Below are 23,446 nucleotides of genomic sequence, written 5' to 3'. Positions count from 1 at the left end.
TTCATAACCATGATTTATCACTCTCCGCAATTATCCGTATCCGGCCCTGATATTTATAATGATACTCAAACATTACTTTGCTTATATTTCCGTAAATTAGCGGCAAATAGCGTGTCATTCAGTATAGCCACATTAAAAAAATGGATATAAATCATTAGTATAATTAACTTTTCAGAAATATCTCACTGACCGATAGTATCGTGCTAGTATTCACGATTATTTCATTTTCACGCATGTTTAATAAGTAAGGTTAATGGCATGTCTAATCGCTTAAAGCTACAGGACGGAAAAACGCTGACTCTTGCGTCTTTGGGTGGTGCGCTGGAATTTTACGACTTTATCGTATTTCTCACCTTCGCTCCCTTTTTGCAGACACTTTTCTTTCCGAGTGACTCACCGCTGCTTTCGAGCATCATGACCTATCTGACCTACGCGGTCGCTTATTTTGTCCGCCCGCTCAGCGGCGTGGTAATGGCTCACTTCGGCGACCTGATCGGCCGCAAGAAAATGTTTATGCTCTCCCTGTTCCTGATGGCTATCCCGACTCTGCTGATCGGCCTTCTGCCGACCTATGAGCAGATTGGCTATGCCGCACCGGTATTACTGCTGATTATGCGTCTGTTACAGGGGATCGCATTAGGCGGGGAAGTTCCCAGCGCCCACGTCTTTGTCACCGAACATGTCCCGCAAAACCGTCTCGGCCTGGCAAACAGTATGATTGCCAGCGGCCTGACATTCGGTGTGGTGATAGGCCACTTCGCGGCCTACCTGATTTACACCAACTTCAGCCATGATCAGATCTTAAGTTTTGCATGGCGTTATCCGTTTATCTGCGGTGGTGTTTTAGGTCTGATTGCCGTGTATTTACGCCGCTACCTGCGCGAAACGCCGGTATTTCTGGAAATGAAAAAGCGTAAAGAACTGATTGATATGCCAATCAAAGAGGTGCTGAAAAGCTATAAACCCGCAACCATGATCTCCATTCTTGCCACGTGGCTGCTGACCACCGGTGTGGTTCTGGTCGTTCTGGCGCCGAACCTGATGAAATCCGATATCTTTAAAATCGACCCGGAATTTGTCAGTAAAATCGCGATCCTCGCCACCGTGATGAACATGGTCGGCAGTATTATCGCAGGGATTGTGTCCGACAAACTCGGCATCCGCAAAACCGTGGTGATATACAGTATCCTGCTCGCTGCCACCAGCTACGCCTTCTTTAATTCCCTGAGCAGTGGTGACCACACCACTATCGGTTTCTTATATTCCCTCGCCGCCCTGTTCTTAGGACTGGTTGCCTGCGTGCCGATTATTATTATCAAGTTGTTCCCGGCCAATATCCGCTTAAGCGGCATCGGGTTCTCCTATAACATCGGTAACGCCCTGTTCGCCGGACTGACCACATTTACCGTACCGGTTATCGCCGAACACGTTAACCCGATGTTTATCGCTTATTATATTCTGTTCCTCTGCGCCCTCGGACTGTTTATCAGTTTTTGCCTCGGCAGAAAATCCATGAAGTTTTATGTCTGACAGCTATATCTGATACGAAGCGCAGCAATAAAAAACGGGGAAAGTTCCCCGTTTTTTTATATCTCTGTATATCGTTTTACCGTCAAATTCTGAAATGTAACGATATACCCATCCCCTGTAGTACCACTTTTCACCTTAATTATTCTCTCAGATATAGTGTCTTGCCTTTCCCCAAAAAGAATGGAACCATCACTGTAAGTGAATATTCTCTCTGATTAAGGATAAACGGTGACACAATTACCGGCTGTTGCAGAAAATACCGCAGCGCTAATCGCATCCTGCTTATTAAAATATCGTCTTAAATCGGCAGTGGTGAATTATTCAGAAGGATCGATGTTTACACTCTTTCGGCTTGCACCTTCCCCCGGGATACGCAGTTCACAAATTTCCGCCCTCATTCCTGAATTATGCCGCTCTCTGAATGTAACCGAAATCCGGTTGATTGATTTTATCCCCGGAACACCGTATATAGGATTGCTTGTAAAAAATAAGTTCCGGAAAATCATCTCCTTCAGCCACTGTTTCAATAAATGGACAGAAAATATATCGCTGCCGCAACTTTCGGTGATGGCGGGAGAAAATATAACCGGAGAGCCTGTCAGTCTGGATTTAACACAATTACCGCACCTGTTGATCGCCGGAACAACCGGTTCGGGCAAATCCATGCTGATGCATTCCCTGATACTGAGCCTGTTGTACCGGACATCTCCTGCGAATGTCCGGCTGGTACTCTGTGATGCTCACCACCCTGAACTCAGTCTTTACCGTGATACGCCACATTTACTTTTTCCTGTTCTGTCTGACAGCACTAAAATAACCGAAGCTCTGCATTTTCTGACCACAGAAGCCGAAATACGACGCAAACTCTTTTCCGCAATAAATGCTCCCGACCTCCGGCGTTATAATGAAAAAATTGCCCTGGCAGAATCATTCGGAAGACCCATTCCGGATCCATTTTCGAAGCCGGAAGACTATATGACTGAACATCCCTGTTTGGGCCATAAACCCGCCATTGTGATTTGTATCGAAAATGCCGTTCAGCTGATTAATGATCACCGTAATATTGAAGATTTAATATTGCCTCTGCTGCAACAGGGAGCAATGACCGGTATTCATTTATTGCTCACAACACGCAGTCCGCTGCCGACAAAAATAAACCAGCAACTTAAATTTTATATCCCTGCCCGCATTGCAATGACGGTGACTTCCAAAGCGGACTCTCATTTTATTATCGGGCAACATGGCACTGAAATATTATCCGGAAATGGTGATATGTTGCTTATCACCGCTGACTCTGCAGAGCCTCAGCGCATTCAGGGAGCGCATATCAGCGATAGTGATATACATAATGCCGTTGATTACTGCAAAAAATGGGGGAATGTCAGTTATATTAATACCGGAAAAACAGTTGTACAGGACACCTGTGATTTGGATCCTCTGTTTGACCTGGCTGTTCAGTTTGTCGCAAAAAAACAACAGGTTTCGATATCTGCCATTCAGCGGGAATTCCGCATTGGTTACAATCGCGCAGCCAAAATTGTTGAGGAAATGGAAGAGTCGGGAATCATCAGCGAACCATTTTCAGACGGAAGGCGGGAGGTTTTAGTTCCGGGGATTTTGTGATTATATCATTTTTCAAACAGGATAATGTGAGCTTGTGATATGAATAAAAATCTTTATCGCTTGATTGCTGAGTTTCAAAATAATGTCCGGGCTGCTTTAAAGCTCATGTATCGGTCAGGCATTAAAATGCCGTCAAGTCGCTGTGAATGGATTCAATATAGTATACCCGATTCTGGTGAATTAGATGGTGGCATTAAATATTATAAACATGGCGCCGGATGCCTCGTAAAACTAAATTCAGGGTATATAGATTTTGATTTTGGGGAGCGGGGAGAAGCAGGCGGTTTTAATTCCTGGTGGTTAACCTGCTTTGCAGGAAAAAATATAACAGCTTACGGTTTCAGAAATTATGATGACGTTACTGAGCATCTGAACAAAGCGTTAAGTGACGGAGAACTGATTTGCCCGGATCATGATCTTTGCTATATTGCTAACGTTCCATATACCTACGCTACAGACATAGACTGCAGAGAGCCGGGGGATATGCTTCCATGCCGTAATCACGATCGCATACTCACACTTCAGGTTCATTACTTCGAAACAGCTGAACTCATGTTTAAAAATTACAATAAACTCAATCAGAAAATGAAAAAAAATGGCCATCTGAGCCAGCGGGAAAAATCTGATACAAGAATTTATCTTTCTGCATGGTTAGGTTTTTTAGGTGTGGTCTGCGAGGGATTTCGAAAATTAAATATACGAGTCTTACTTGATAAAGATCGCCCTGCCAGCTTTAAAGACTTATTACCAATTTCGGATAGCATCGGAAAGTTGATGAAAGAAAACTCGGATCCACTTCGTATATTCAGAAATAATATTTTTCATCTCAGGGAAGATACTAAATTTGCTTACCATTTTTTTGATCCGGAAGTTGAACGTCTTTCATGGGCATGTGAGTTACATTTTCTGCTTACAAAGTTTTTCTCTCAGTACAGAGTCTGTTGTGAAGTACATTATGTATTTAATGGGCGAAAAGGTGAGAGCGATTTGATAAAGAAAAAAGCAATACGCCGTAAAAAAAACACCTCTGAATATTGACGGCTTATACCAATGAATTACACTATTTACTTTACCTTAAAACCATATTCCCCTTTCGTTTGAATCCAAATTTCATTATATGTACACGCATTATAGTATTTTTTCTCCGGCAATAAATGACTGTTCAGTGATCGCTGTTTTACTAAGTGCCTGTCAGATACCATTTTTGGTGTATCTTCTAAAGCCAGATAGAGATAAGATAAATAAAAATTATGGTATCGTAAGGTTATAACGTGATGTGGACAGTATATATATCAGATAAGCCTCATTCGAAAATTAATTTTCCGATTGGTATGAATCAAGGTGTTTGGGGAGTAAAGGAGGCAAAGAAAGGTACTGTTCAGAATATAAAAAAAGATGATCTGGTTGCCTTTGTCTACTCTATTTCCTGGCTAAAAGCAGAGGGAGCCGCCCCTTCAGGCTTCTCCCGTGTGGGTAAAGAACAGCTGCAAAATTTCCGCGGATTGGTGAAAAAAATTATAATTGGTCAGGTAACAAGAGCCTATTATACTGCTTTTACGAAAGTTTGGCCTGACGATGAGATTTATCCGCATCGCTTCGACTTCAAAATTATTCAGGATTATGGTGAAGATATCTACTTTGGTACAGAGTTTTTCAATGAAGCATTCGTTGAAGCTGTACGTTATTCTGCCTGTACACAGGGTTCGGTTACTCAGGCTGACACGATAACACTATTGGCAGACATTAACCGTGATGTGGATGAGCAAGCTGATGAAACGTCACCTGCTGTCGTCTCCGGTTATGAAGGTAAGCCCATCATGAGGTTACACCAGTCCCGGGAAAGAGATCCCAAAATCATTAAGCAGAAGAAAGAACAGGTACTTAAGGAAACAGGTAAACTTGAGTGTGAAATCTGCTCAATGGATTTTGAAGAAACATACGGAATACTCGGCCACGGTTTTGCTGAATGTCATCACAAAAGCCCCCTGGCTCTTCGGGACAAAAACGAAGAAACAGATCTTTGTGATCTGGCAATTGTCTGTCCGAATTGCCATCGGATGCTTCACAGAAAACGCCCGTGGCTGACACTTGATGATCTGAAGGCAATTTATGAAAATCAAAAGTCTTGAAGACCTGCAAAAGAGACTGGCTGACTTTGCAGGAGCCAGAAACTGGGATCAATTCCATTCACCAAAGAATCTTTCAATAGCTTTATCTGTTGAAGCCAGCGAATTACTCGAAATATTCCAGTGGCTGACTGAGGAAGAGAGTAAGAATCTCAACTCTGAACAGTTAACAGAGACCGAACAAGAAGTAGCTGATGTTTTGTTATACCTCCTGCAACTTTCAGATAAGTTAAATATCAACATCCTCGAAGCTGCATATAAAAAACTCGACGCTAACGATAAAAAATACCCTGTTGAAGCCTGTTTTGGTTCTGCAAAGAAGTACACTAAACTTTAGCACCTGAAACCGGGCTTCTGTATAACGCAACTGAGGTGCTGGCTGGTATTGAATATTCTGCTGAAAGTGCCGGGGACGATTCTCCTGACAAAAATCGCTTAGCGATGATAATTTTTAAAGTACATCTGTATTTTGACACAACCCCCCCCCGATAACCGGTTATCCGGCTATCGGGAGTCACTTCATTCACGGCGTTTTTTAATTGGAAGCGGAGCTGAATTGCTCCGCTCTGCAGCCTTTAACTAAAATCAAAATGCAGGCGTAATTTTTTACAATGCAAACAGCGGAATAAATATCCCTGAGCATCGCTATCCTTATGTAACAGGCCGGATAGCTCCTCAACAGAAAAACCATATTCCTGAATATCATCTTCCAGAGAAACAAATTCATCCAGCCGGTCTTTTATATCATCCCAGCAAACATACCCGATAAATTCGCAGGGTTCATTACAGTGTGCCAACCACACTTCCTGCTGCCATCCGCGGTAACCGGGTGTACGCTTAACCAATTCATCCAGCATTTCATCCGGATACGGGTTGATGGTATGTGAAAATTCACCATCGCCATCATATTCACAGTCCATTCCTTCCACGCTGGCACTATCCTGGAACTCACCCTCAAATTTCAGGCTGGCAGAACCATCCGCAATACACCACGGGCACAAAGCATCGATATCAGCGACAGAATAAAACGGGCTTTCATAAAAAATATCAGTAGCTTGCTGACAGCAATCACACTTGACTGCCTTATCTGCTGAAAAAGCACCGGTTCCAAGTGGGTCGGGATGATATTTAAAAACAGGTAATTTTCGGTTATTTGGTGTCATGGGGAATCCTGTTCAGAAGGAAATGAAACCATTGTAATCATTCCGGAGGCCATCCGCCATTGTCCACTTCCCCTTATCTGAAACAGCCCTGATCAGAACCAACACAGCAAGCTAAAGAATAAAGTGACCAAATAATATGCAGTGGACGATAAGTGGACATCAGAAAAGACAAAGGGGCTACGCTTTCGCGTAACCCCTTGTTTTATTTGGTGGAGCTGGCGGGAGTTGAACCCGCGTCCGAAATTTCTACACCTTCGGTACTACATGCTTAGTCTGGTCTTTACATTCGCTTGCCAGCTGCGGACAGACACGCCACTAACAAACTAGCCCGATTCGTTTTAATGCTTTCTCCCCGGGCAGGAAGTCCACACGATCTCTTTTGGGTTTGACCTCTCTTGATCCCCGTCCTAAGAGCGGAGGCTAGGGAGAGAGGGCTCTGAGCAGGTTATTAAGCTGCTAAAGCGTAGTTTTCGTCGTTTGCGACTATTTTTTTGCGGCTTTTATCGTGGCCAACCGCCCCACGGCATGCACCTTGGGTTTCGCAAATCCCGTCGAATCCAGAATCAGCCCCAAGTTGTGAAGCACAGTATATCAGAAAATCAGTACGGAATACCAGTACTTAACGCCCTGCGTGCTTCATAATTCTTGCTTTGTCTAATTTCCACTCACGTTCGCGGATGTCATCGCGTTTGTCGTGTTCTTTCTTACCTTTGGCAATGCCGATTTTGACTTTACACCAGGCGTTTTTCCAGTACAGCGACAGTGCGACCACGGTGTGTCCGTCACGGTTGATTTTGCCGTACAGACTGTCCAGTTCACGCTGGTTGAGCAGCAATTTGCGTGTCCGGGTCGGGTCGCAAACAACGTGGGATGATGCCACGCTGAGCGGTGTGAAGTTGGCACCAAACAGGAAAGCTTCGCCGTCACGGAGGATGACGTAGCTGTCCCCCAGGTTGGCTTTACCTGCGCGTAATGATTTGACTTCCCAGCCCTGCAGCGCCAGACCGGCCTCTATCTCTTCTTCGATAAAGTAGTCGTGGCGGGCGCGTTTGTTCAGCGCGATGGTGGCAGAGCCTGGTTTGTGAGCTTTTTTCTTTGTCATAATGTTCACTATTATACGTTATGCACACCCGAAATAAATTGCTTATTTATCCGTCGCACAGTAAATGCTGATATTTTAAGCGCCGTTACGGGTTTTCTGTCCCTGTACGCTGTTTTTAACATGTCAGCGGGATTTGGCAAGTGCTTTTTGTGACAAACATCTTTGTTGTCATTAAGATACATTCTGTCATCAGCACACGCCGTATTGTGCATTTATCTCCGCGCCGGAGCACAGTATAATAGGATTTGACAGGCGGCGATAATTTCCGCCGTTTCGTGATTTTTGACCGCAGGATATGTTATGCCGCAAATTAGCCGCTCCGCACTGGTTCCGTTCAGTGTGGAACAGATGTACAACCTTGTGAATGATGTCCGTGCGTATCCGGAGTTTTTACCCGGTTGCGTGGGAAGCCGTATTATCAGCCTCGATCAGGATGAAATGACCGCGTCCGTGGATGTGTCCAAAGCCGGTATCAGTAAAACCTTTGTGACCCGTAATCAGCTGACCAGTAATGAGCATATCCGTATGCAGTTAGTGGAAGGTCCGTTCCGTAAACTGATGGGCGGCTGGTCGTTTATTCCGCTGAGCCGGGATGCGTGCAAAGTTGAGCTGAATCTGGATTTTGAATTCACCAATAAGCTGGTTGAACTGGCTTTCGGCCGTATATTTAAAGAGCTGGCCGGTAATATGGTGATGGCATTTACCAAACGGGCAAAAGAGGTTTACCGTGTCTGATATTTCCGCTGAAGTCTGTTATGCCCTGCCGGATAAACAGTTTCTGATCCCGGTAAAAATACGTGAAGGTGCCACCGTGGAGGCCGTTATTCTTGCCTCCGGTATTTTGTCGTTACGGGATGATGTGGATTTAACAAAGAATAAAGTCGGGATTTTCAGCCGCCCGGCGAAACTGACCGATATTGTCAGTGATGGTGATCGCGTGGAAATATACCGTCCGCTGATCGCTGACCCGAAAGAAATGCGCCGCAAACGGGCAGAAGACGCCAGCCGCAAAAAGAAAGAAGGCTGATTGCATACCTCCCGGGTAAATCACGCCGGGAGGCAATACAAATACCCGCTGCCACTATATCAGTCAAAGCGGATAATATATTCCGCTGTTCCCGAGAACGCTCCCGGTTCAACCTGACTTTTCAGTTTATAAATGTAGGCGGTTACAGACGCACTTAACTGTTTTTGCATATCGCCGATATACGTCTTATTCTTCGCGGTAATCTGTTCATTATCATGATAAAGCACAAACCCGATAGACGGATTCGTTGAGGCGATAACCGCTTTATCTGCATGCGCGAAACGGGTTGCCCCGCTCAGTGTGATCGAAACGCTTTTGGTGGTTTGAGCATTCGTGCAGCTGACTGAAAGCACATTCGTGGCGTGAATTGTTGTTTTGCCTGTTTCTTCAGGAAAATCAGCAAGCTCCAGATTACCGAAATTATAAACTATCTGAGGGACATCAATGGTACAGGTTTCAACAGTATCAATATTGGCTGATAATTTAAGCCTTGCGACTGTTTCGTACCGGTCATTCTTTATCAACCCGACCTGTGATGAGGATAATCTCAGCGGCTCCGGATTATCTTTTGCCGCATAAACGGAAATAGTGACACGGGGAATGTACATCACGCCATTCCGGTTTTCCGCAGAGAACGGAATACCCTTTGATGAAGAAGGCTGTACGCCGTCCAGACGGACAGAATAAGCATAATCCTTGTTAAGGTAATAGGCAGGCGCCCCGTTTATCATCCTGAAAAAATCAGGGGATGCATCACTGTTCCGCTGCGTCGCTACCAGTAATAACTCCTCATACACACTGTTACTACAGGCGGAAATATCATCAACCTGTAATATATCCGTCGCCATCAACGTACCGGCGCTGATTTTACCCTCAACACGTGCCAGAAGATGTGATTCTGCTGTTTTCAGCACTGCTGTACTTTTACCGCAATCCGCTGCTGCCGCCGGTATTGAAAACATGAGTAATGTCAGCATCAGCCATTTATTTTGACTCTTCAGTATCATGATAACCCCACTAAATGCTAATTACCGGCTGCCTCCGCCGATAGGGTAATATGCCGGTCAGTGACAAGCTGCATCGAAAAGATAAAATCCGTTTACTTTCCGTTTTCCGTCAATGTCGTAAGAAAAACTGCACTGATATTGATTTTCGTCTCCCCAGGTGATCCTGACAGTATCTTTATCTTTTGCCCCGGTGAGATAAAGCCGCCCGTGATTACTGACATACACACGTTCCTGTTCACCGTCACCGCCGGTTTCCGCATACGCACCAAACGGGATCAGCTGGCCATCTTTTCCGCGCAGTGTAACCAGAATTTTTGTTCCGATCGTTGTGGCGTAATCAATTAACACAATGGCACCGCGGGTCGGGTATATTTCTTTTATCGTGGCGCCAATTTCCGCATTTTCCGGAAGCGTCAGGTCATTAATCCGGACACTGTTATTACGGTAAGGAATAAGATTAGACACGATAGCCAGGCCGGAACCATCCGTTGCCACACCGGGACTATTAAGAATATGGATACCTTCAGCGCCCGGCGTGTATATCAGTCCGTTAGTATTACCGAGCGGTCGTGCCAGTGTAACGCCGTAACCGCTGGCAACCAGGGAACCGTTCAGACCATAAGAAAGCTGGTGGTTATCTTTCTTATAAGAATACCCGGCATTCACATCGCCGTACTGCCCTTTATATTTACCGTATGCGCTACCGTAGTAGCCATTTCCCTTGTTGCCATATCCCTGCTGAACGTTCCACGTGAGATTTTTTTCATCCAGAAGGAGGCCGCCGACCCCGGCGTAATTATCAAAGTTACCGTCCTTATTATAAGAGGCCCCGTAGGTTACCCACTGGTCTTTAAAGCGACCCTGTAAGGGAATACTGATATTCAGGGAAATAACATGGTCATTATTACGGTCTGTATCAAAAAGTTCAGATGAATTATTTTTCCGGTTGAGTGAATTTTTATAATAAGCATAGTTGACACTCATCGTTGCCCCGTAAAATACATTGCTATAGCCGATATTATAGGATTCAGTACTTTTTTCTTCATTATTATAATAGGTGTTGTACATCTGACGGGATACCGACGCATTTAATATCCCCAGTCCATCCGGTAAACTCTGGGTCATTGATAAATCAAGCTGACCTTTACGCATCAGATAAGCCGATGTATCCGCCCGTCCGCTGTAATAATCAAACATATCGGTCATGGTGAGATAATCACCACTCATATAGCGATACCCGGCAAAGCTGATACTCGTACCCGTCTCTTCCAGTGACTTGGAGTAGCGGAGACGAAATGCCCTGCCATTCATATCATTAAAAGAATCCGGTTGCGCCCGGGTGAACATAATATCCGTTGCTATCGCACCAACAACCGGAATATTGATACCGATACCGGCGTCATAGGCCTGATAGCGGGATGCAACCTGAACACCACCGAAGATAGTGGTATTACCGGTTAATCCGTAAAATGTATCTGCCTGAACAAATTTTGTTTTATTACCGGTATTCTCTGAAGATCCGTAATCATTCATTCTGTATTGACCAGCTGTAATACTGTATTTATAGCGATCCTTGCGCTGCATGAAATTAAGAGATGAAAAAGGAACAACAGAACGGAACTCACTGCCATCAATGCCTTTACGGACAACGTATAAATTTTCCCCGCTGTTCAGCGGAATAACATCGGTTAATTCATAAGGCCCGGCGGGGACATTAGTCCGGTAAATAACATAACCGTTCTGATATATCTCAATAGTGGAGTCTGTTGTGGCCACGCCACTGATAACAGGAGCATATAAACTGGCATATTGCGGATACATCTGATCATCTGACCATAGTTTTATTCCGCGAAATGCGACGTTATCAAAAATATCAGAATCAGAAAAATTATCGCCAACTAAAAAGTTACTTTTAATTGACCGCAGAGGACGTTCAATATAATTCAGCTGACTTTCCCATTTTTGCTGACCATCCGAACTTCTGTTCCAGGTACTGTTGTTACGGTAACGCCAGCTGCCGAGATTCACACCGGAACGCAGATTCAGATAAAAGGAATCGTCGGTATGATTATTTTTGCTGTCAACAAGATGCAGGCCTGAAAAACTATAATCAGTAAAAACAGAAGGAATACCGTCATCCCACAGTAACTCCTGCCGCGCATCCAGCGCTTTCTGATCAAACGTCACCTGCGGCATACTGAGATATAACCGGTTCTGATTCCCTTTAAATTCAGCATCAGCCCCCTGAATTCCGCTTAAATTGACGCAATTCCCGGATTTATCTAATAATGAATAATATTCCGGTTTTATACCGTAGTCCGCTAACTCTGTATCTGTAAAGCAAGGCCGCAATTTATGGGTATTTTTGTCCGTGTAGAACAAAATTTCCTGTGTATTGACATACTTATCATTCAGATAGATATCAACCCGGTAAGTCCCGGGTATAAAAGATGATTTTTCAAATGCGGTTAAATCGATATTAAGCGCTTTACCAGACGGGCTGGTAAGAAAATCAGGATCAAAATAGTCATCAGCACCTGCCGTGCTGATACCTGATAATGCAGCTATCAGAATTGAACTGTAACACAATGTTCTTTCTGATGATTTCATAATAATATCTCCATGAAAATCCCTATCATGAAAAGAAAATTTTATTTAAAAATCACAAATCAGCCTTAAATAGATTCAGCTTCCCTAAATCATCAATAAATGCATAGTTTACCGTTGATGGTTTTTTATTATTCTTTAACAAAATAAATTCCGATGATTCAGGTTTTATATAGCTTGGTGATTTCAAAACATCATCATTCACCTTAACCTCACTAATATTAATGAAATATTTTGTCGGGTTTTTAAACTCTATTTTTCCGTCAACATACCGGATGCTTACTTTTTTAAAAATATCCACAGGATCTGTAAAAGATAACGATTTTGGTCTGTAAATTATTTTAATTCTGTTGTTAACCGCAAAAGTAAGCTTGTTTATTTTCAGATTTTTATCCGTTGACGGAATAAATTTCACATTCAGCCAATACAGAGATTCGCGATCCGCAGGTGGTTCGCCGACCATCACCACCCGGATGCTGCTCGATGTATTACCCTCAAGCTTGAATAACGGGGGGGTTATTACAACATCATTGGTTTCCTGATCATTTTCATCCAGTACCCAGCTTTGGATAAGATAATTTAACTTATCCTTATTATGTATACTTGTACTACCTTCATTTTTATCGTCACTGATAACAACCCGGGTTGCTCCCAGGTATGTCTCGGCAACACTATGACTTATAAAAATACATGAAAATATAAATATAATTATCTTAATAAATTTAATCATGACCCCACCTGACAATAATTAACAGGGCAGACGAACCTGCCCTGTTATACATATATTTATTAGTTATACGTAATGGTATAATCTACTGCCGCATTAATTGTACCAGGTTGTAACGGATCTGCAGTTCTGAGCAGACGTGGTACATATTTAAATGTTGTTTCACCACCGGTAATCCGTTGTGTTGAGATTTCCGTACCATCTACCTTACGAACCTGATTTGATGACTTGTCATTTAAAACAATAACCAGGCCAGTGGCAGAAGTTGGTGTTACTTTTAAGCCAATCTGGTCTTCAGCACCGGCAACAAGATTCTGAGCCAGTAATGATACGTTTGCATTCTTACCGGTACATTCTGTCAGTTTCAGTTCGAATTCCGGCCCTATACTTGAGTCGCCGGCATTCGCAAATTCACTTGCATCGTGAGTACCCATATTAACATAAATATTTCTGGCACCATTATTCACTTTACAGGTCGATGCATTAATCTTTCCTTTAAAGAAAATGGTACCTGTATTGTCAGCGAATGATGCAGCACTGAATAATAAAGCAAGCGCAGTTGGTAAAACAGCATGTTTCAGTTTCATAATACTTCCTTTTATAGAAATTAACAGTAGTAATTTACAACTCCATTTTTAATTCCGGCTAACCGCCGCAAACTAATCATTAGCTATGCGCATAGGAATATTAACATCAGGCATATATTACCTGATAACATCAAATAACCATTTTTTATATTTATTCAAATTTTATTTTACGTTGTTGATTCTTTCACTCCGGATACAACCCTATTATAAAAGCACTGACCACCTGAGAAAAATGAACACTATCATCTATTTTCCGTTTCAGTCCAGAATAATTTCAGCGGTAATATCAAATCAGTATTCATACTTTGCCATTTAACCAATGTTAAATTAATTTAATGTGGGACACATATAACAAGACAGAATGCTGTTTATTATTAATACATGAGTTTTTATTAAATAAGATACAATCAAACACACTTACCAGGCAGAAATAAACGCGATAATGCCGTGATTAATAAAGCAAAATGCATTACACCATTAGATTTATGACGATAAACAACCCGTAAATCGAACGTGATAATAATTAAAAATCACATAAAAAATTGAAATGAACATTAATAGCCATAAAATAGGAATGGGCTTAATTCATTACATTTAATTTCATCTTGTCCGGATAATAATCGCCGGGATATTCTCTGTATCAGACAGTTTCGTGAACACATTGTAAAATACAGAAAAACCACATCCATTATTAAGATTTATCTCACCCAAAGAAAAATCATCATTAAGTCGTCAGTTCATAATAAATACGTAATTTTTCATCGTAATATCTCCATCTCCGGACCGGTTCTTTTAGCCCTCTTATCTGACAGAAAAAAACAACCTTCATTAATATTTACGGGAAGGCAGGAAAGTGAACCGCAAGACTCAGGAATAATAATCTTTCAGATTGTTCAACCCTTGTTTCTCCTGAGAAAACGCAACACTGATTTCCTTTTCCCCTCTGACAATATTCAGTACCCACAGGCTGTCAAAATCATCACGCGGCCAGGCCGGCATACCGGAATAATCTCCGCCGGTTTCTTTCAGAATATCCCTTACCACCTTCACCAGATTGTCATGTTCCCAGACCACAAACACCGTATGCCGGTGATGTGTTTTATCCAGCAATGCATCGCGCAGTGCTTTGGTTTCTTTGGCGTGAAATTCCAGGTGAACCGGCAGAGATAAGCGGATAGCCACCGGCGTGATGGTCTGAAGAGAACGCAGGGAATGACCAAGCTTACTTTGTTTTGGTGCCGCGGCGTACAGCGCATCCGCCCTGCCGTAACGGGAAATAAGAAGATCCGCCAGAGCCAGCGCGCGGTTTAATCCTTTGCCGGTTAACTGGCCGCTGTCATTATCCGGTTTTTCGCCGTGACGCAGAAAAACCAGTGTCTGTACTGAATGAGTCATCCGGCTGATACCTGATTTACGGAACACGGATTTAAGAAACCGGTTGTCCATGACAATCCCTTTTGTTTCCGGAAAGATTAAGTGTAATCGCCCGCCGGCGGTTAGCCTACTTTTTTGCGTAAATTTTTACTTTTCAGAGAAACCGTACTTTCCGTCTTATGTCAGTATGTTACCCCGCCTGTTTTACCGCCGTCTTTCATTCTCAGTCAGTTTGATCCGTGAAAAAGAAAATAACAGGGAAAAACACGGTGACTTCATTTTCGCTTTCCCGCTCAGGCTTTTTGTCACGTTGACGGATACACTGTATCGGTGCCATTAATAAGGAAATATAATCGTATTACACAAGGGATATTATTTATGCGTCAAATCACCATCCGTTTAGCCGAGCCGTCGGATGCCGCAGTACTGTTTGATATGCATCAGGATTTTACAGCGTATGCCAATACCTTACAGATGCCGTATACCTCACGGAAATTCTGGGAACAACGAATGAGTCAGAGTGATCAGTCCGCGACCCGTTTGGTGGCGATTATTGACGGTGCCGTAGCCGGGCTGCTGGTCATTAATCAGAACAGTAATCCCCGCCGCCGCCATGTGGTGAATTTTGGTATTACGGTAGATAAAAGCTACCGGCGCCAGGGGGTCGGCAGTGCATTAATGCAGGCGATGATTGATTACTGCGATAACTGGCTGGGTATCCGCCGTATTGAATTAGAGGTATTTGCCAATAATCCTGACGGTCTGTCTTTGTATGAAAAATTCGGTTTTCAGCGCGAAGGCATTGCCCGTGATTATGCATTCCGCGACGGACGTTATGTGGATGCGGTTCTGATGAGCAGGATAAACAATCAGCCCAAATAACCGGGTAACCCGGAAAGATTAAAACGGAAATACGTTATGGAACAAAAATGGGTTTGTATTCAGTGCGGGGAAAAAGAGATACCGCAGTACGCGGAATATTGTGATGAGTGCGCGGAAAAACGGATGTCGCGGATCGGCGGCTGGCTGTGGCTGCCGTTAATCACCCTATTTTTATCACTGGGTGCAGGTGGTTACTCGCTGAGTGAGTGGTATGATTTATATCAGCAAAATGCGGGGTTTATTCCTGACCGCGTATTGCAGGTCATGTATATTAATATTGCTTTTACCATACTGACCATGCTGCTGATACTGACAACGCTGTATTATTTCTTCAGGCTCTCCCGTTATCTGCCGAAGCTGTTTATTGCCTTTATTCTTTTTGCTATCGCCTCGGAAGCCATTCAGGAAATAGTGCTGGTTAATCTGCTGGATGTTAATGTGGACTTCACTCTCTATTATCCGCTGATAAGATTGGTCATTTACGCTATCATCTGGATCTCGTATTTCCTGGTATCTGAGCGGGTCAAAAGAACCTTTATTCATTAAATTAAAGGAAACAGCATGAATAAGTTTATTTTTCCGGCCATATTATGTGCCGCCACGCTGGTTACACTGCCTGCCAATGCAGGCAAATTGCCGGATAATCCTTATTTATCGACTGCGGTGCTCAGTAGTGCGGGCAGTGTCTACAGTTCGGTGATGATAAGCGGTGCAATTTTATCACCGATCATTTTACCGGCTCAGCTGAGTGCGGAGTCTGTGGAAAATAATAAGAAAGAAAAAGTCACCACAATCACCGGTAAAACTGATAAAAATGAAGATGTCGCCCTGCTGGTCGCCACCGAAAAACTGGAGAAAAACCCGGTGAATCCGGGTGATAAGCTGACTCTGGAACCGGCGGAAAAAGGCCCGGGGGCTTATCTGAAAAAGGACGGGAAGATTATTTCCCATATGGTGACACAGGACGATCGTGAATTAACCCATCAGGAGAAGATGCCTTAATATGCGACTGCTGAAAACCGTTTTTGCAGCTGCCCTGCTTACTGCGTCCGGCCTTGCATACAGCGGCAGTCAGAACTGTGCGGATAAATCCCCGCCCTCGCCGCAGGAAGCCGCACAACGTACCGCACAAGCTAAAGTGCTGAATGACTGGCTGGAGAAACAGGGCGACCGGGTCGTCCTGCTGGTTCGTCAGGGTCAGGCGCTGAGTGACTACGGGCTGAGTTTTTCCCATGCCGGTTATGCCGTACGGGAAAGAAATGGTACCTGGCGGGTGTATCATAATCTCAACACCTGTGGTACCGCACAGTCTGAACTGTGGATCCAGGGGCTTTATCAGTTTATTGATGATGATCTCGCCGGAAATACCATCGCCACCCTGCATTTTCCGCCTGCATTGCAATCGCAGCTGCTGAAAGTTCTGCGTGATCCGGAACTGCGCAAAGCCCTGCATAATCCGGATTACAATATGGTGGCACATCCGTTTGCAACCGACAGCCAGAACTCCAACGGCTGGGTGCTGATGGTGTTTGCCGCCGCCCGCTCTCCGGGCGTGAATTCGTTTTCTGCCGGGGTAAACTGGCTGAAATCAGAATTCTATATCGGCTCTTCCGCCGAAGCCGGCCTGGTCAAACGGGCACTGGCGGACAGTCTGATGCCGCACATGTCCACTGACGGGCAGCCGGTGACCGGGATTGTCACGTTTAACTCCGGCGACAGCCTGCTCGGGTTTCTCAGCCGTTACGGAAAATTCCGTGTCGAGTGCAGTCACGGCAGCTTCGGCAGTGCCGTTTGTATGGTGCCGCTGCCGGAATAATTACCACACCGCTTATTTTATATCCTGCTGTCATCACTTCCGGTGACAGCATTTTTCGTCGTTTTTTTGTTCACCCTCCCGTTTATATGATTTTCTTCCCCGTTTTTGCCGTCAACCTGTCCGTTATATTAAAATTTCTTTTCCTTTTATTTTCATTAATTTAGTTGCCAATAATTACTTTATCAGGCTAATAATAAATCATAACAAGAGCATGGCCTTTTATTTTAATAATACATTCAGCGGCAACTGCCAACACCACGCAAGACAGGGGAAATACCATGAGCAAACACGAAACGTCATCCGCGCCACCGGCGCATGACCATGATTTTATGTTTACGCCCATACCGATGACACACCGCCGCGAGACCTGGAAACAGGTACTTGTCTGGATAGGCTTCGGTTATGTGGCAACAGGATTATTTATCGGCGGCGCACTGGCCGGTGCCAACGGCGGGCCGGGAATGTCATTCCCGATGGCACTGCTGGCTATCGCCATTGGTATGGGATTGCTGTTTATTCTCACCTCGCTGCTCGGCATTATGGCGCAGCGCACGGGGCTGAGCCTGGCGCTGATCAGCCGGTTTTCTTATGGCCGATTCGGTGCGAACCTGCCGATGATAGCGATGGGACTGCTGACGCTCGGCTGGTTTGCCGCGATCACCGGTATGGTCGGAGATATCTGGGGAACGTTCCTGGGAAATCCCAGCGGGATCATCGTGTTTAACCCGGCAGAACACGGCTATAACGGTGTGCCGATCACCCTGGAAGTATTCCTTTCCTGTGTCGTCGCCGGTCTGCTGTTTACTTACACCTCATTGCACGGCATGAAAGGACTGGAAATTATCGCCATTCCGGTTTCCCCGATTATTATGATCATCGCCGTGATCACCGGTTATGCCATGTTGCAGGAAGGCGGCGGGTTATCTGTTTTTATCGAAAACTCTAACCGTAATGAAGGGCTGATGTTGTCCACGGCCATCACCATGGTCGTCGGCAGCTGGATTGCCGGGGCGGTGATGGGCGTGGATCTGTTCCGCTTTAATAAAAGTATCTCTGCGGTATTCTGGGGATCGGCCGCCTGTTTTATCTTTACCAATCCGCTGCTCAACGTGGTCGGTTATATCGGCACCATGACGGTCGGAATGCCGAACTATATTACCTGGATGATTGAGAAAAGTTTCCTGCTGGCTCTGCTCGGCGTGATCACCTGGACTCTGTCACTGTGGACCACCAATGATGCGGAACTCTACTGTAACTCACTCTATACCGGACCGGTGCTGGATTCCGCGGGTATAAAAGTCAACAAAAACGTCCTTATTCTGACTACCGGGATTATCGGTACTATTCTCGGCGCTATCGGTTTCTATCAGATCTTCTTTGCTGATTTTATTAACTATCTCGGCATTATGGCGCCACCGCTGGCCGGGCCGTTACTGGCGGATTACTACATCACCCGCAGATGCCGCTACGATATCACGCAGATCAACCATCAGCCGAAATACAACTATGCCGGGGTGATCAGTGCGCTGGCCGGGATGGCGTCCGGTCTGATCATGGCACTGAATAATATTCTGTCTGACTGGCCGACCGGTCTGCTGGCATTAGTTCTTACCGTTATTATTTATCTGATATTGCATCCGCTGCTGGCGGCAAAAGCCACCTCACCGGCAACAGGGAGATCATAATGAAAAAAGTCTATCTGAATGAATTCACCACCGAAGAGCTGAAAAATCTGTTTGATAAGGGCGGGATTGACAGCGCCATTACGATTTTCGGCAGCTGCGAGAGCCACGGACCACACCTGCCGCTCGGGCCGGATCTGTTTGTGCCGGAAGCCGTTGCCCGCCGGGCGGCACAGCGGCTGTCCCGCACTATTGTGGTGCCGGGTGTGCCGTTCGGCACCTCTGCACACTATAACGGCACGCCGATGGCGATTAATATCCGCTTTGAAACGGTGATTGCCATTGCGGAAGATATGTTTGAAAGTCTGATTCAGTACGGCATCAAACATATTTTTGTCTTCAATGGTCATGACGGAAACATTCCGTCACTGGATATCGCGCAGCGGAATGTCAAAGCGCGTCATAAAGATGTGGTCTTTGCATTCCTGCCGGCCTGGTGGTCAGTGCTCGGCAGCCGTCTCGGGGAGAATTTCTTCCGTGAATGGAACGGCCTGGGACACGGTGGTGAGGGCGAATCCTCGATTACCGCCGCCGTGTGTCCTGATCTGTGTGATCTGAGCAAAGCCGTGCGCCAGATGCCGGAAGACAGTATCCGCCACGGTGATAACGTGCAGATTATGTGGGATATTACAGAGGTTTCTGTCACCGGTGCCACCGGCGACCCGACTTACGCCAGTATTGAGAAAGGTGAAAAAATGCTGAATGCACTGACCGACCTGGTCGTGGAAAGCATTGAAGCGCTGGAAAAAACCAACTGGAATTACGATTTACGCGCTAAGTAAACAGTAAAAAGCCCCGCAATGCGGGGCGTTTTTCAGAGTCCGGCAAATTCAGGGATCGGCGGGCGTCCGTGTGATTCCAGGAAATCCAGCACCCGGCGCGGTGTGACATTCAGGATACGCGCTTCCGGAAACTCAATTTCCCGCAGCATAGTCACCACCCGCTCAAAGTTACCCAGATATCCGGCGTAGTGGGAATCCGATCCCAGAGAAATCCGGCCGCCGTGGTCACGCACCGCTTCGGCAATCGCGCGGCAATTTTTCTCACTGCCCGCCCGTGAGTGCAGAAATGAGGAGTTATTCATCTCCAGTGCCACATTACACTCTTTCGCTGCCTGCACCACTGCCTGAATATCCAGCGGGTATTTCGGGTTTCCCGGGTGGGTGATAATCTGCACTTTTCCGCTGCGGATAGTGGCAATCATGGCTTCGGTATTGGCCGCCTGTCCCTGCGGCGGCAAGACCGGTTCGTGAAAACCGGCGAGAATAATATCCAGCTGCTGCGCCATTTTATCTGTGCAGTCAGTTTCTCCGGCCTGATTTTTAATATTAGCCTCAATACCGTACAGCAGCCCGGCACCGTTAATCATACGCGGCAGAACCGGCATATTGGAAAAATGCCACGGATGCGGCCCGTCAGCCATGTCAGGGCCGTGATCGGTGATCGCAAACAGGGTTATGCCTTTTTCCGCGGCTTCCGTAAAATATTCACGCACGGTACTGTAAGCATGAGTACTGGCAACTGTATGGGCATGTAAATCAACCGGATATATCACTCTGCTCTCCTTTTCTGCGGCTAAACGCCTCTTAACCCTATCAGATTCTGAAACGGATCTTCAACCTGACACATCCGTAATCCGCTCTCAATGCTTATCGGCCCCCGGTATAAGCGGGCACCAAGGGATTCAAAATGCGACAGCGCCTGTGTGAGGGAGTCTGTCTGCCAGTACAGTACCGAGCCCCTCTTCCCGTTACTGACTTTGTCATCTGCCTGTACAATTTCGAGGTTAAAACCGGGCAGGCATAACAGGGTGAAATCAAATTCCGGCAGGTAGCGAACCTCTGCCTGAGGAAAAGCCAGCTGATACCAGGCCAGCCCTGCGGCCACATCCGGAACGTGAATTAACACGCTGGCGGGCGTCAGGGTTATCATCCGTTATTACCGTTCTGCAGCAGTTGTCCGATCAGTCCGGACAGCGCCGGGTGGTCTTCATGCCAGACGGTGATCCCGTTTGCCTCAAACAGTGCGGTTGCCACACCGTTACCGGATTTCAGTGAGCCGTCAAATGCACCACTGTAGATCCGGCCGCTGCCGCAGGACGGACTGTCAGCTTTCAGAATCACATGCGTGATATTCCGCTGTTTCAGATACTCAAGCGCCCGCAGTGCCCCCTGCTTAAAGGCATCAGTGACATCTTCGCCGTCGCTGCCGGTAACCCGGGCGGTCCCCGCCCAGACATCACAACCCTCACCGCCGGTGATTTCCGCCGGAGCGCGGGGTACCGGCAGGCCGCCGAGGATTTCCGGGCATACCGGAACGGCCATGCCGCTGTTCTGCAGGGCTTTCAGCGGGGCATATAATTTATGGCTGCCGTCGTAACGGACGGCTTCACCTGCCAGGCAGGCACTGATTGCAATCATCGTGCTCTCTCAGAGGTTACCGGTATAATTCAGATAGTGATAATCAATCACCTGATAGTAAATAATTTATGAAAACGGAACAAGCCGGGCAGATATCTCCTTTTGCCTGAAAAAATGCTAAACTCTGCACGATCACCTATTTAACCGGAGTATACCCCGTTATGCACGCACCATCCCCGTCAGAAAAACCGGTCTTATCCGTTTTTGATTTTGACGGCACACTGACCCGCCGGGACAGCTTTGTTCCTTTCCTGCGTTTTGCGTTCGGGAAACGTGTGTTTTCCCTGCGGATGCTGCGTCTGGTGCTGCCGACGCTGCGTTGCTTTTCACGCAAACTGACCCGCGATGAACTGAAAGAAGTGCTGATCACCACCTTTCTGACCGGTACTGATGCCCGCTGGGTGGAAAAGAAAGCACAGGAATTTTGTGAGCGTTACTGGCATAAGATGATGCGTCCGGAAGGTTTGCAGGCGGTGGCGGCAGAGATTGCATCGGGTGCGGAAGTCACTCTTTGTTCCGCATCACCTGAGCTGGTGCTGCGGCCGTTTACTGAACGGTTGGGGATCAAACTTATCGGTACTCAGCTGGAAGAGAAAGACGGCATTCTGACCGGGAAAATCAACGGCAATAACTGCCGTTGCGGACAGAAAATTGCCCGGCTGCAACAGGTTTACGGTGATTTATCTGCCTACCATATGCGGGCCTGGGGGGATTCACGCGGGGATTATGAATTGCTGTATGCCGCCGGAGAGCCTCACTGGCGTCATTTTCACCGCAATCCGGCGAAATATGAAAAACGCCGCAAACAGTTTTCATCCCGCTGAAAGCAAAAACGGGCTGTATCATACAGCCCGTCAAAAATAACAGCGGCTGTTATTTTGCCATTTGCTGTTCCATCATTGTCTTAGCCTGCGCTAACGCATCAAGACCCTGCTTACAGGCTGTATCCTGAGCATCCGCAGGTAATTGCATAAACTGTTTTTTAGAATCAGCATACTGCTGTTTCATGGTATCAATCTGACCTTTCATTGCATCATTTTTGGATAACAGGTCAACATACTCATCAACCTGTTTAAAGTAATCTTCACAGGCGGAAGATAACTGAGCAGAAAATGCAACTGAAGAAAGTGATAATAACCCGGCAGCCATAATTAACTTTTTCATTAAAAATCCCTTTAATCCATTGTTATTGAGCCTGTAATGTAATCATTAACAATTTTGCGGACTATCAGTTTTCTCTTAATTAGCATTACCATAAAGAGGATAATATATACGGTGAAATAGTTTACACATCAATAATAATTAATATCATTGATGATTAGTCATTTTCTCTGTTCAGCCTGAGGAAATAAAATAATTCCGGATCATCGTCATCGAGGTTATCCACCTGACCGCTGAGCACAAACCCCTGACGCAACAACAGCGCCTGCATACCGGTATTCGAGGCATTCACCGAGGTAAACAGTTTTTCTGTCCGGCACTGCTGCTGCAATGCCGCCAGTAATGAGCTGCCGATCCCCAGCCCGCGCAGTGCGGGATCGACCATCAGTAACTCAATAAATCCGCAGCCGAAAAAGTGATAATGCAGCACGCCATAACCGGCAATTTTCCCTTCATGCCGTGTCACAAAACAAACGTTCTGTTCAATCCAGCCGCCGATTGCCTCACGACGCTGCGACTCCCGTGCTGCAATAGTGTCAAGGGCGATCAGCTGCGCAAGATCCTGTTCTGTTGCCGGGACAACAGCCCCGGCAGTTCTGTTATGTGTCATGA

General features: G+C 45.8%; 26 protein-coding genes and 1 other RNA gene. 14 read left to right on the top strand and 13 right to left on the bottom strand.

Annotated elements, in window-relative coordinates; translation table 11 throughout:
- Positions 1-258 precede the first annotated feature (258 nt).
- The 5 genes from JC793_RS06620 to JC793_RS06600 all read left to right on the top strand — a co-directional run bounded on the left by JC793_RS06620 (position 259) and on the right by JC793_RS06600 (position 5,616).
- The gene (locus JC793_RS06620; RefSeq protein ID WP_166707401.1) at positions 259-1,530 is read left to right on the top strand and encodes an MFS transporter; all 1,272 of its coding nucleotides are present in this window, start codon (positions 259-261) and stop codon (positions 1,528-1,530) included.
- Positions 1,531-1,758: 228 nt separating this feature from the next.
- On the top strand, positions 1,759-3,153 hold the full coding sequence (locus tag JC793_RS06615; RefSeq protein WP_218427891.1) for a DNA translocase FtsK: 1,395 nt from the start codon (positions 1,759-1,761) through the stop codon (positions 3,151-3,153).
- Positions 3,154-3,192: 39 nt separating this feature from the next.
- Positions 3,193-4,191: a DUF6896 domain-containing protein gene (locus JC793_RS06610; RefSeq protein ID WP_218427890.1), complete on the top strand. Its 999-nt coding sequence runs from the start codon at positions 3,193-3,195 to the stop codon at positions 4,189-4,191.
- A 236-nt stretch (positions 4,192-4,427) separates the two neighbouring features.
- Positions 4,428-5,282 carry an HNH endonuclease gene (locus tag JC793_RS06605; RefSeq protein ID WP_247717362.1) on the top strand — a complete coding sequence of 285 codons (855 nt, stop codon included), beginning with the start codon at positions 4,428-4,430 and terminating at the stop codon, positions 5,280-5,282.
- Positions 5,263-5,616 (top strand): nucleotide pyrophosphohydrolase, encoded by a 354-nt coding sequence (locus tag JC793_RS06600; protein ID WP_072870711.1) that lies wholly within the window; start codon positions 5,263-5,265, stop codon positions 5,614-5,616. Before JC793_RS06605 ends, JC793_RS06600 begins: the two co-directional genes overlap by 20 nt.
- Before the next feature lie 238 nt (positions 5,617-5,854).
- Here the strand turns inward: JC793_RS06600 and cbrC are convergent, their stop codons facing one another.
- The 3 genes from cbrC to smpB all read right to left on the bottom strand — a co-directional run bounded on the left by cbrC (position 5,855) and on the right by smpB (position 7,544).
- On the bottom strand, positions 5,855-6,442 hold the full coding sequence (gene cbrC / locus JC793_RS06595; protein ID WP_218427886.1) for a PF03691 family colicin E2 tolerance protein CbrC: 588 nt from the start codon (positions 6,440-6,442) through the stop codon (positions 5,855-5,857).
- 207 nt (positions 6,443-6,649) lie between these two features.
- Positions 6,650-7,013: a transfer-messenger RNA gene (gene ssrA, locus JC793_RS06590) on the bottom strand.
- Between the two features lie 48 nt (positions 7,014-7,061).
- A complete protein-coding gene (smpB, locus tag JC793_RS06585; RefSeq protein ID WP_025153347.1) occupies positions 7,062-7,544 on the bottom strand; it encodes an SsrA-binding protein SmpB in 483 nt (160 codons plus the stop codon).
- A gap of 300 nt (positions 7,545-7,844) precedes the next feature.
- Between smpB and JC793_RS06580 the strand changes: the two genes are divergently transcribed.
- Positions 7,845-8,279: a type II toxin-antitoxin system RatA family toxin gene (locus JC793_RS06580; RefSeq protein WP_218427884.1), complete on the top strand. Its 435-nt coding sequence runs from the start codon at positions 7,845-7,847 to the stop codon at positions 8,277-8,279.
- On the top strand, positions 8,272-8,571 hold the full coding sequence (locus JC793_RS06575) for an RnfH family protein (protein WP_218427882.1): 300 nt from the start codon (positions 8,272-8,274) through the stop codon (positions 8,569-8,571). The genes JC793_RS06580 and JC793_RS06575 overlap by 8 nt, the downstream gene beginning before the upstream one ends.
- Before the next feature lie 59 nt (positions 8,572-8,630).
- Here JC793_RS06575 and JC793_RS06570 read toward each other — a convergent pair whose 3' ends face one another.
- The 5 genes from JC793_RS06570 to JC793_RS06550 all read right to left on the bottom strand — a co-directional run bounded on the left by JC793_RS06570 (position 8,631) and on the right by JC793_RS06550 (position 14,894).
- Positions 8,631-9,578 (bottom strand): fimbrial protein, encoded by a 948-nt coding sequence (locus JC793_RS06570; RefSeq protein WP_218427880.1) that lies wholly within the window; start codon positions 9,576-9,578, stop codon positions 8,631-8,633.
- Positions 9,579-9,635: 57 nt separating this feature from the next.
- Entirely contained in the window at positions 9,636-12,188 is a 2,553-nt protein-coding gene (locus tag JC793_RS06565) for a fimbria/pilus outer membrane usher protein (RefSeq protein ID WP_218427878.1), read from the bottom strand.
- Between the two features lie 52 nt (positions 12,189-12,240).
- On the bottom strand, positions 12,241-12,915 hold the full coding sequence (locus JC793_RS06560) for a fimbrial biogenesis chaperone (RefSeq protein ID WP_218427876.1): 675 nt from the start codon (positions 12,913-12,915) through the stop codon (positions 12,241-12,243).
- A 59-nt stretch (positions 12,916-12,974) separates the two neighbouring features.
- The gene (locus JC793_RS06555) at positions 12,975-13,499 is read right to left on the bottom strand and encodes a fimbrial protein (protein ID WP_218427874.1); all 525 of its coding nucleotides are present in this window, start codon (positions 13,497-13,499) and stop codon (positions 12,975-12,977) included.
- Positions 13,500-14,366: 867 nt separating this feature from the next.
- Positions 14,367-14,894: a histidine phosphatase family protein gene (locus tag JC793_RS06550; protein ID WP_247717333.1), complete on the bottom strand. Its 528-nt coding sequence runs from the start codon at positions 14,892-14,894 to the stop codon at positions 14,367-14,369.
- Between the two features lie 357 nt (positions 14,895-15,251).
- Between JC793_RS06550 and JC793_RS06545 the strand changes: the two genes are divergently transcribed.
- The 6 genes from JC793_RS06545 (at position 15,252) to JC793_RS06520 (ending at position 20,035) form a co-directional block, all read left to right on the top strand.
- Positions 15,252-15,755 carry a GNAT family N-acetyltransferase gene (locus JC793_RS06545; RefSeq protein ID WP_218427871.1) on the top strand — a complete coding sequence of 168 codons (504 nt, stop codon included), beginning with the start codon at positions 15,252-15,254 and terminating at the stop codon, positions 15,753-15,755.
- A 36-nt stretch (positions 15,756-15,791) separates the two neighbouring features.
- On the top strand, positions 15,792-16,301 hold the full coding sequence (locus JC793_RS06540) for a DUF2569 domain-containing protein (RefSeq protein ID WP_107678307.1): 510 nt from the start codon (positions 15,792-15,794) through the stop codon (positions 16,299-16,301).
- Positions 16,302-16,316: 15 nt separating this feature from the next.
- Entirely contained in the window at positions 16,317-16,757 is a 441-nt protein-coding gene (locus JC793_RS06535; protein ID WP_052927254.1) for an STM0539 family protein, read from the top strand.
- 1 nt (position 16,758) lies between these two features.
- Positions 16,759-17,571, top strand: coding sequence for a DUF2145 domain-containing protein (locus JC793_RS06530; RefSeq protein WP_218427869.1), 813 nt, complete (start codon positions 16,759-16,761; stop codon positions 17,569-17,571).
- Positions 17,572-17,849: 278 nt separating this feature from the next.
- Positions 17,850-19,256: a purine-cytosine permease family protein gene (locus tag JC793_RS06525; RefSeq protein ID WP_046892595.1), complete on the top strand. Its 1,407-nt coding sequence runs from the start codon at positions 17,850-17,852 to the stop codon at positions 19,254-19,256.
- The gene (locus JC793_RS06520) at positions 19,256-20,035 is read left to right on the top strand and encodes a creatininase family protein (protein WP_218427867.1); all 780 of its coding nucleotides are present in this window, start codon (positions 19,256-19,258) and stop codon (positions 20,033-20,035) included. The genes JC793_RS06525 and JC793_RS06520 overlap by 1 nt, the downstream gene beginning before the upstream one ends.
- Positions 20,036-20,067: 32 nt before the next feature.
- Here the strand turns inward: JC793_RS06520 and JC793_RS06515 are convergent, their stop codons facing one another.
- From JC793_RS06515 to JC793_RS06505, 3 genes are read right to left on the bottom strand one after another with little or no spacing between them, the layout of a single operon-like run.
- Positions 20,068-20,805, bottom strand: coding sequence for a phosphatase (locus JC793_RS06515; RefSeq protein ID WP_054426229.1), 738 nt, complete (start codon positions 20,803-20,805; stop codon positions 20,068-20,070).
- 23 nt (positions 20,806-20,828) lie between these two features.
- The gene (locus tag JC793_RS06510; protein WP_208323144.1) at positions 20,829-21,185 is read right to left on the bottom strand and encodes a VOC family protein; all 357 of its coding nucleotides are present in this window, start codon (positions 21,183-21,185) and stop codon (positions 20,829-20,831) included.
- On the bottom strand, positions 21,182-21,673 hold the full coding sequence (locus JC793_RS06505; protein ID WP_166707388.1) for a 2-thiouracil desulfurase family protein: 492 nt from the start codon (positions 21,671-21,673) through the stop codon (positions 21,182-21,184). Before JC793_RS06505 ends, JC793_RS06510 begins: the two co-directional genes overlap by 4 nt.
- Before the next feature lie 161 nt (positions 21,674-21,834).
- Between JC793_RS06505 and JC793_RS06500 the strand changes: the two genes are divergently transcribed.
- Complete coding sequence (locus JC793_RS06500) at positions 21,835-22,497, top strand: HAD family hydrolase (RefSeq protein WP_054426224.1); 663 nt, start codon at positions 21,835-21,837, stop codon at positions 22,495-22,497.
- A gap of 49 nt (positions 22,498-22,546) precedes the next feature.
- On the opposite strand, the gene JC793_RS06495 is transcribed toward JC793_RS06500, so the two are convergent.
- Positions 22,547-22,837: a DUF5339 domain-containing protein gene (locus tag JC793_RS06495; RefSeq protein ID WP_046892599.1), complete on the bottom strand. Its 291-nt coding sequence runs from the start codon at positions 22,835-22,837 to the stop codon at positions 22,547-22,549.
- A 154-nt stretch (positions 22,838-22,991) separates the two neighbouring features.
- Entirely contained in the window at positions 22,992-23,444 is a 453-nt protein-coding gene (locus tag JC793_RS06490) for a GNAT family N-acetyltransferase (RefSeq protein ID WP_218427865.1), read from the bottom strand.
- Positions 23,445-23,446 lie beyond the last annotated feature (2 nt).

Source organism: Morganella morganii, from assembly GCF_019242955.1.
In the GTDB taxonomy this organism is placed as follows: Bacteria; Pseudomonadota; Gammaproteobacteria; order Enterobacterales; family Enterobacteriaceae; genus Morganella; species Morganella sibonii.
This window is presented reverse-complemented; position numbering and strand designations above follow the sequence as displayed.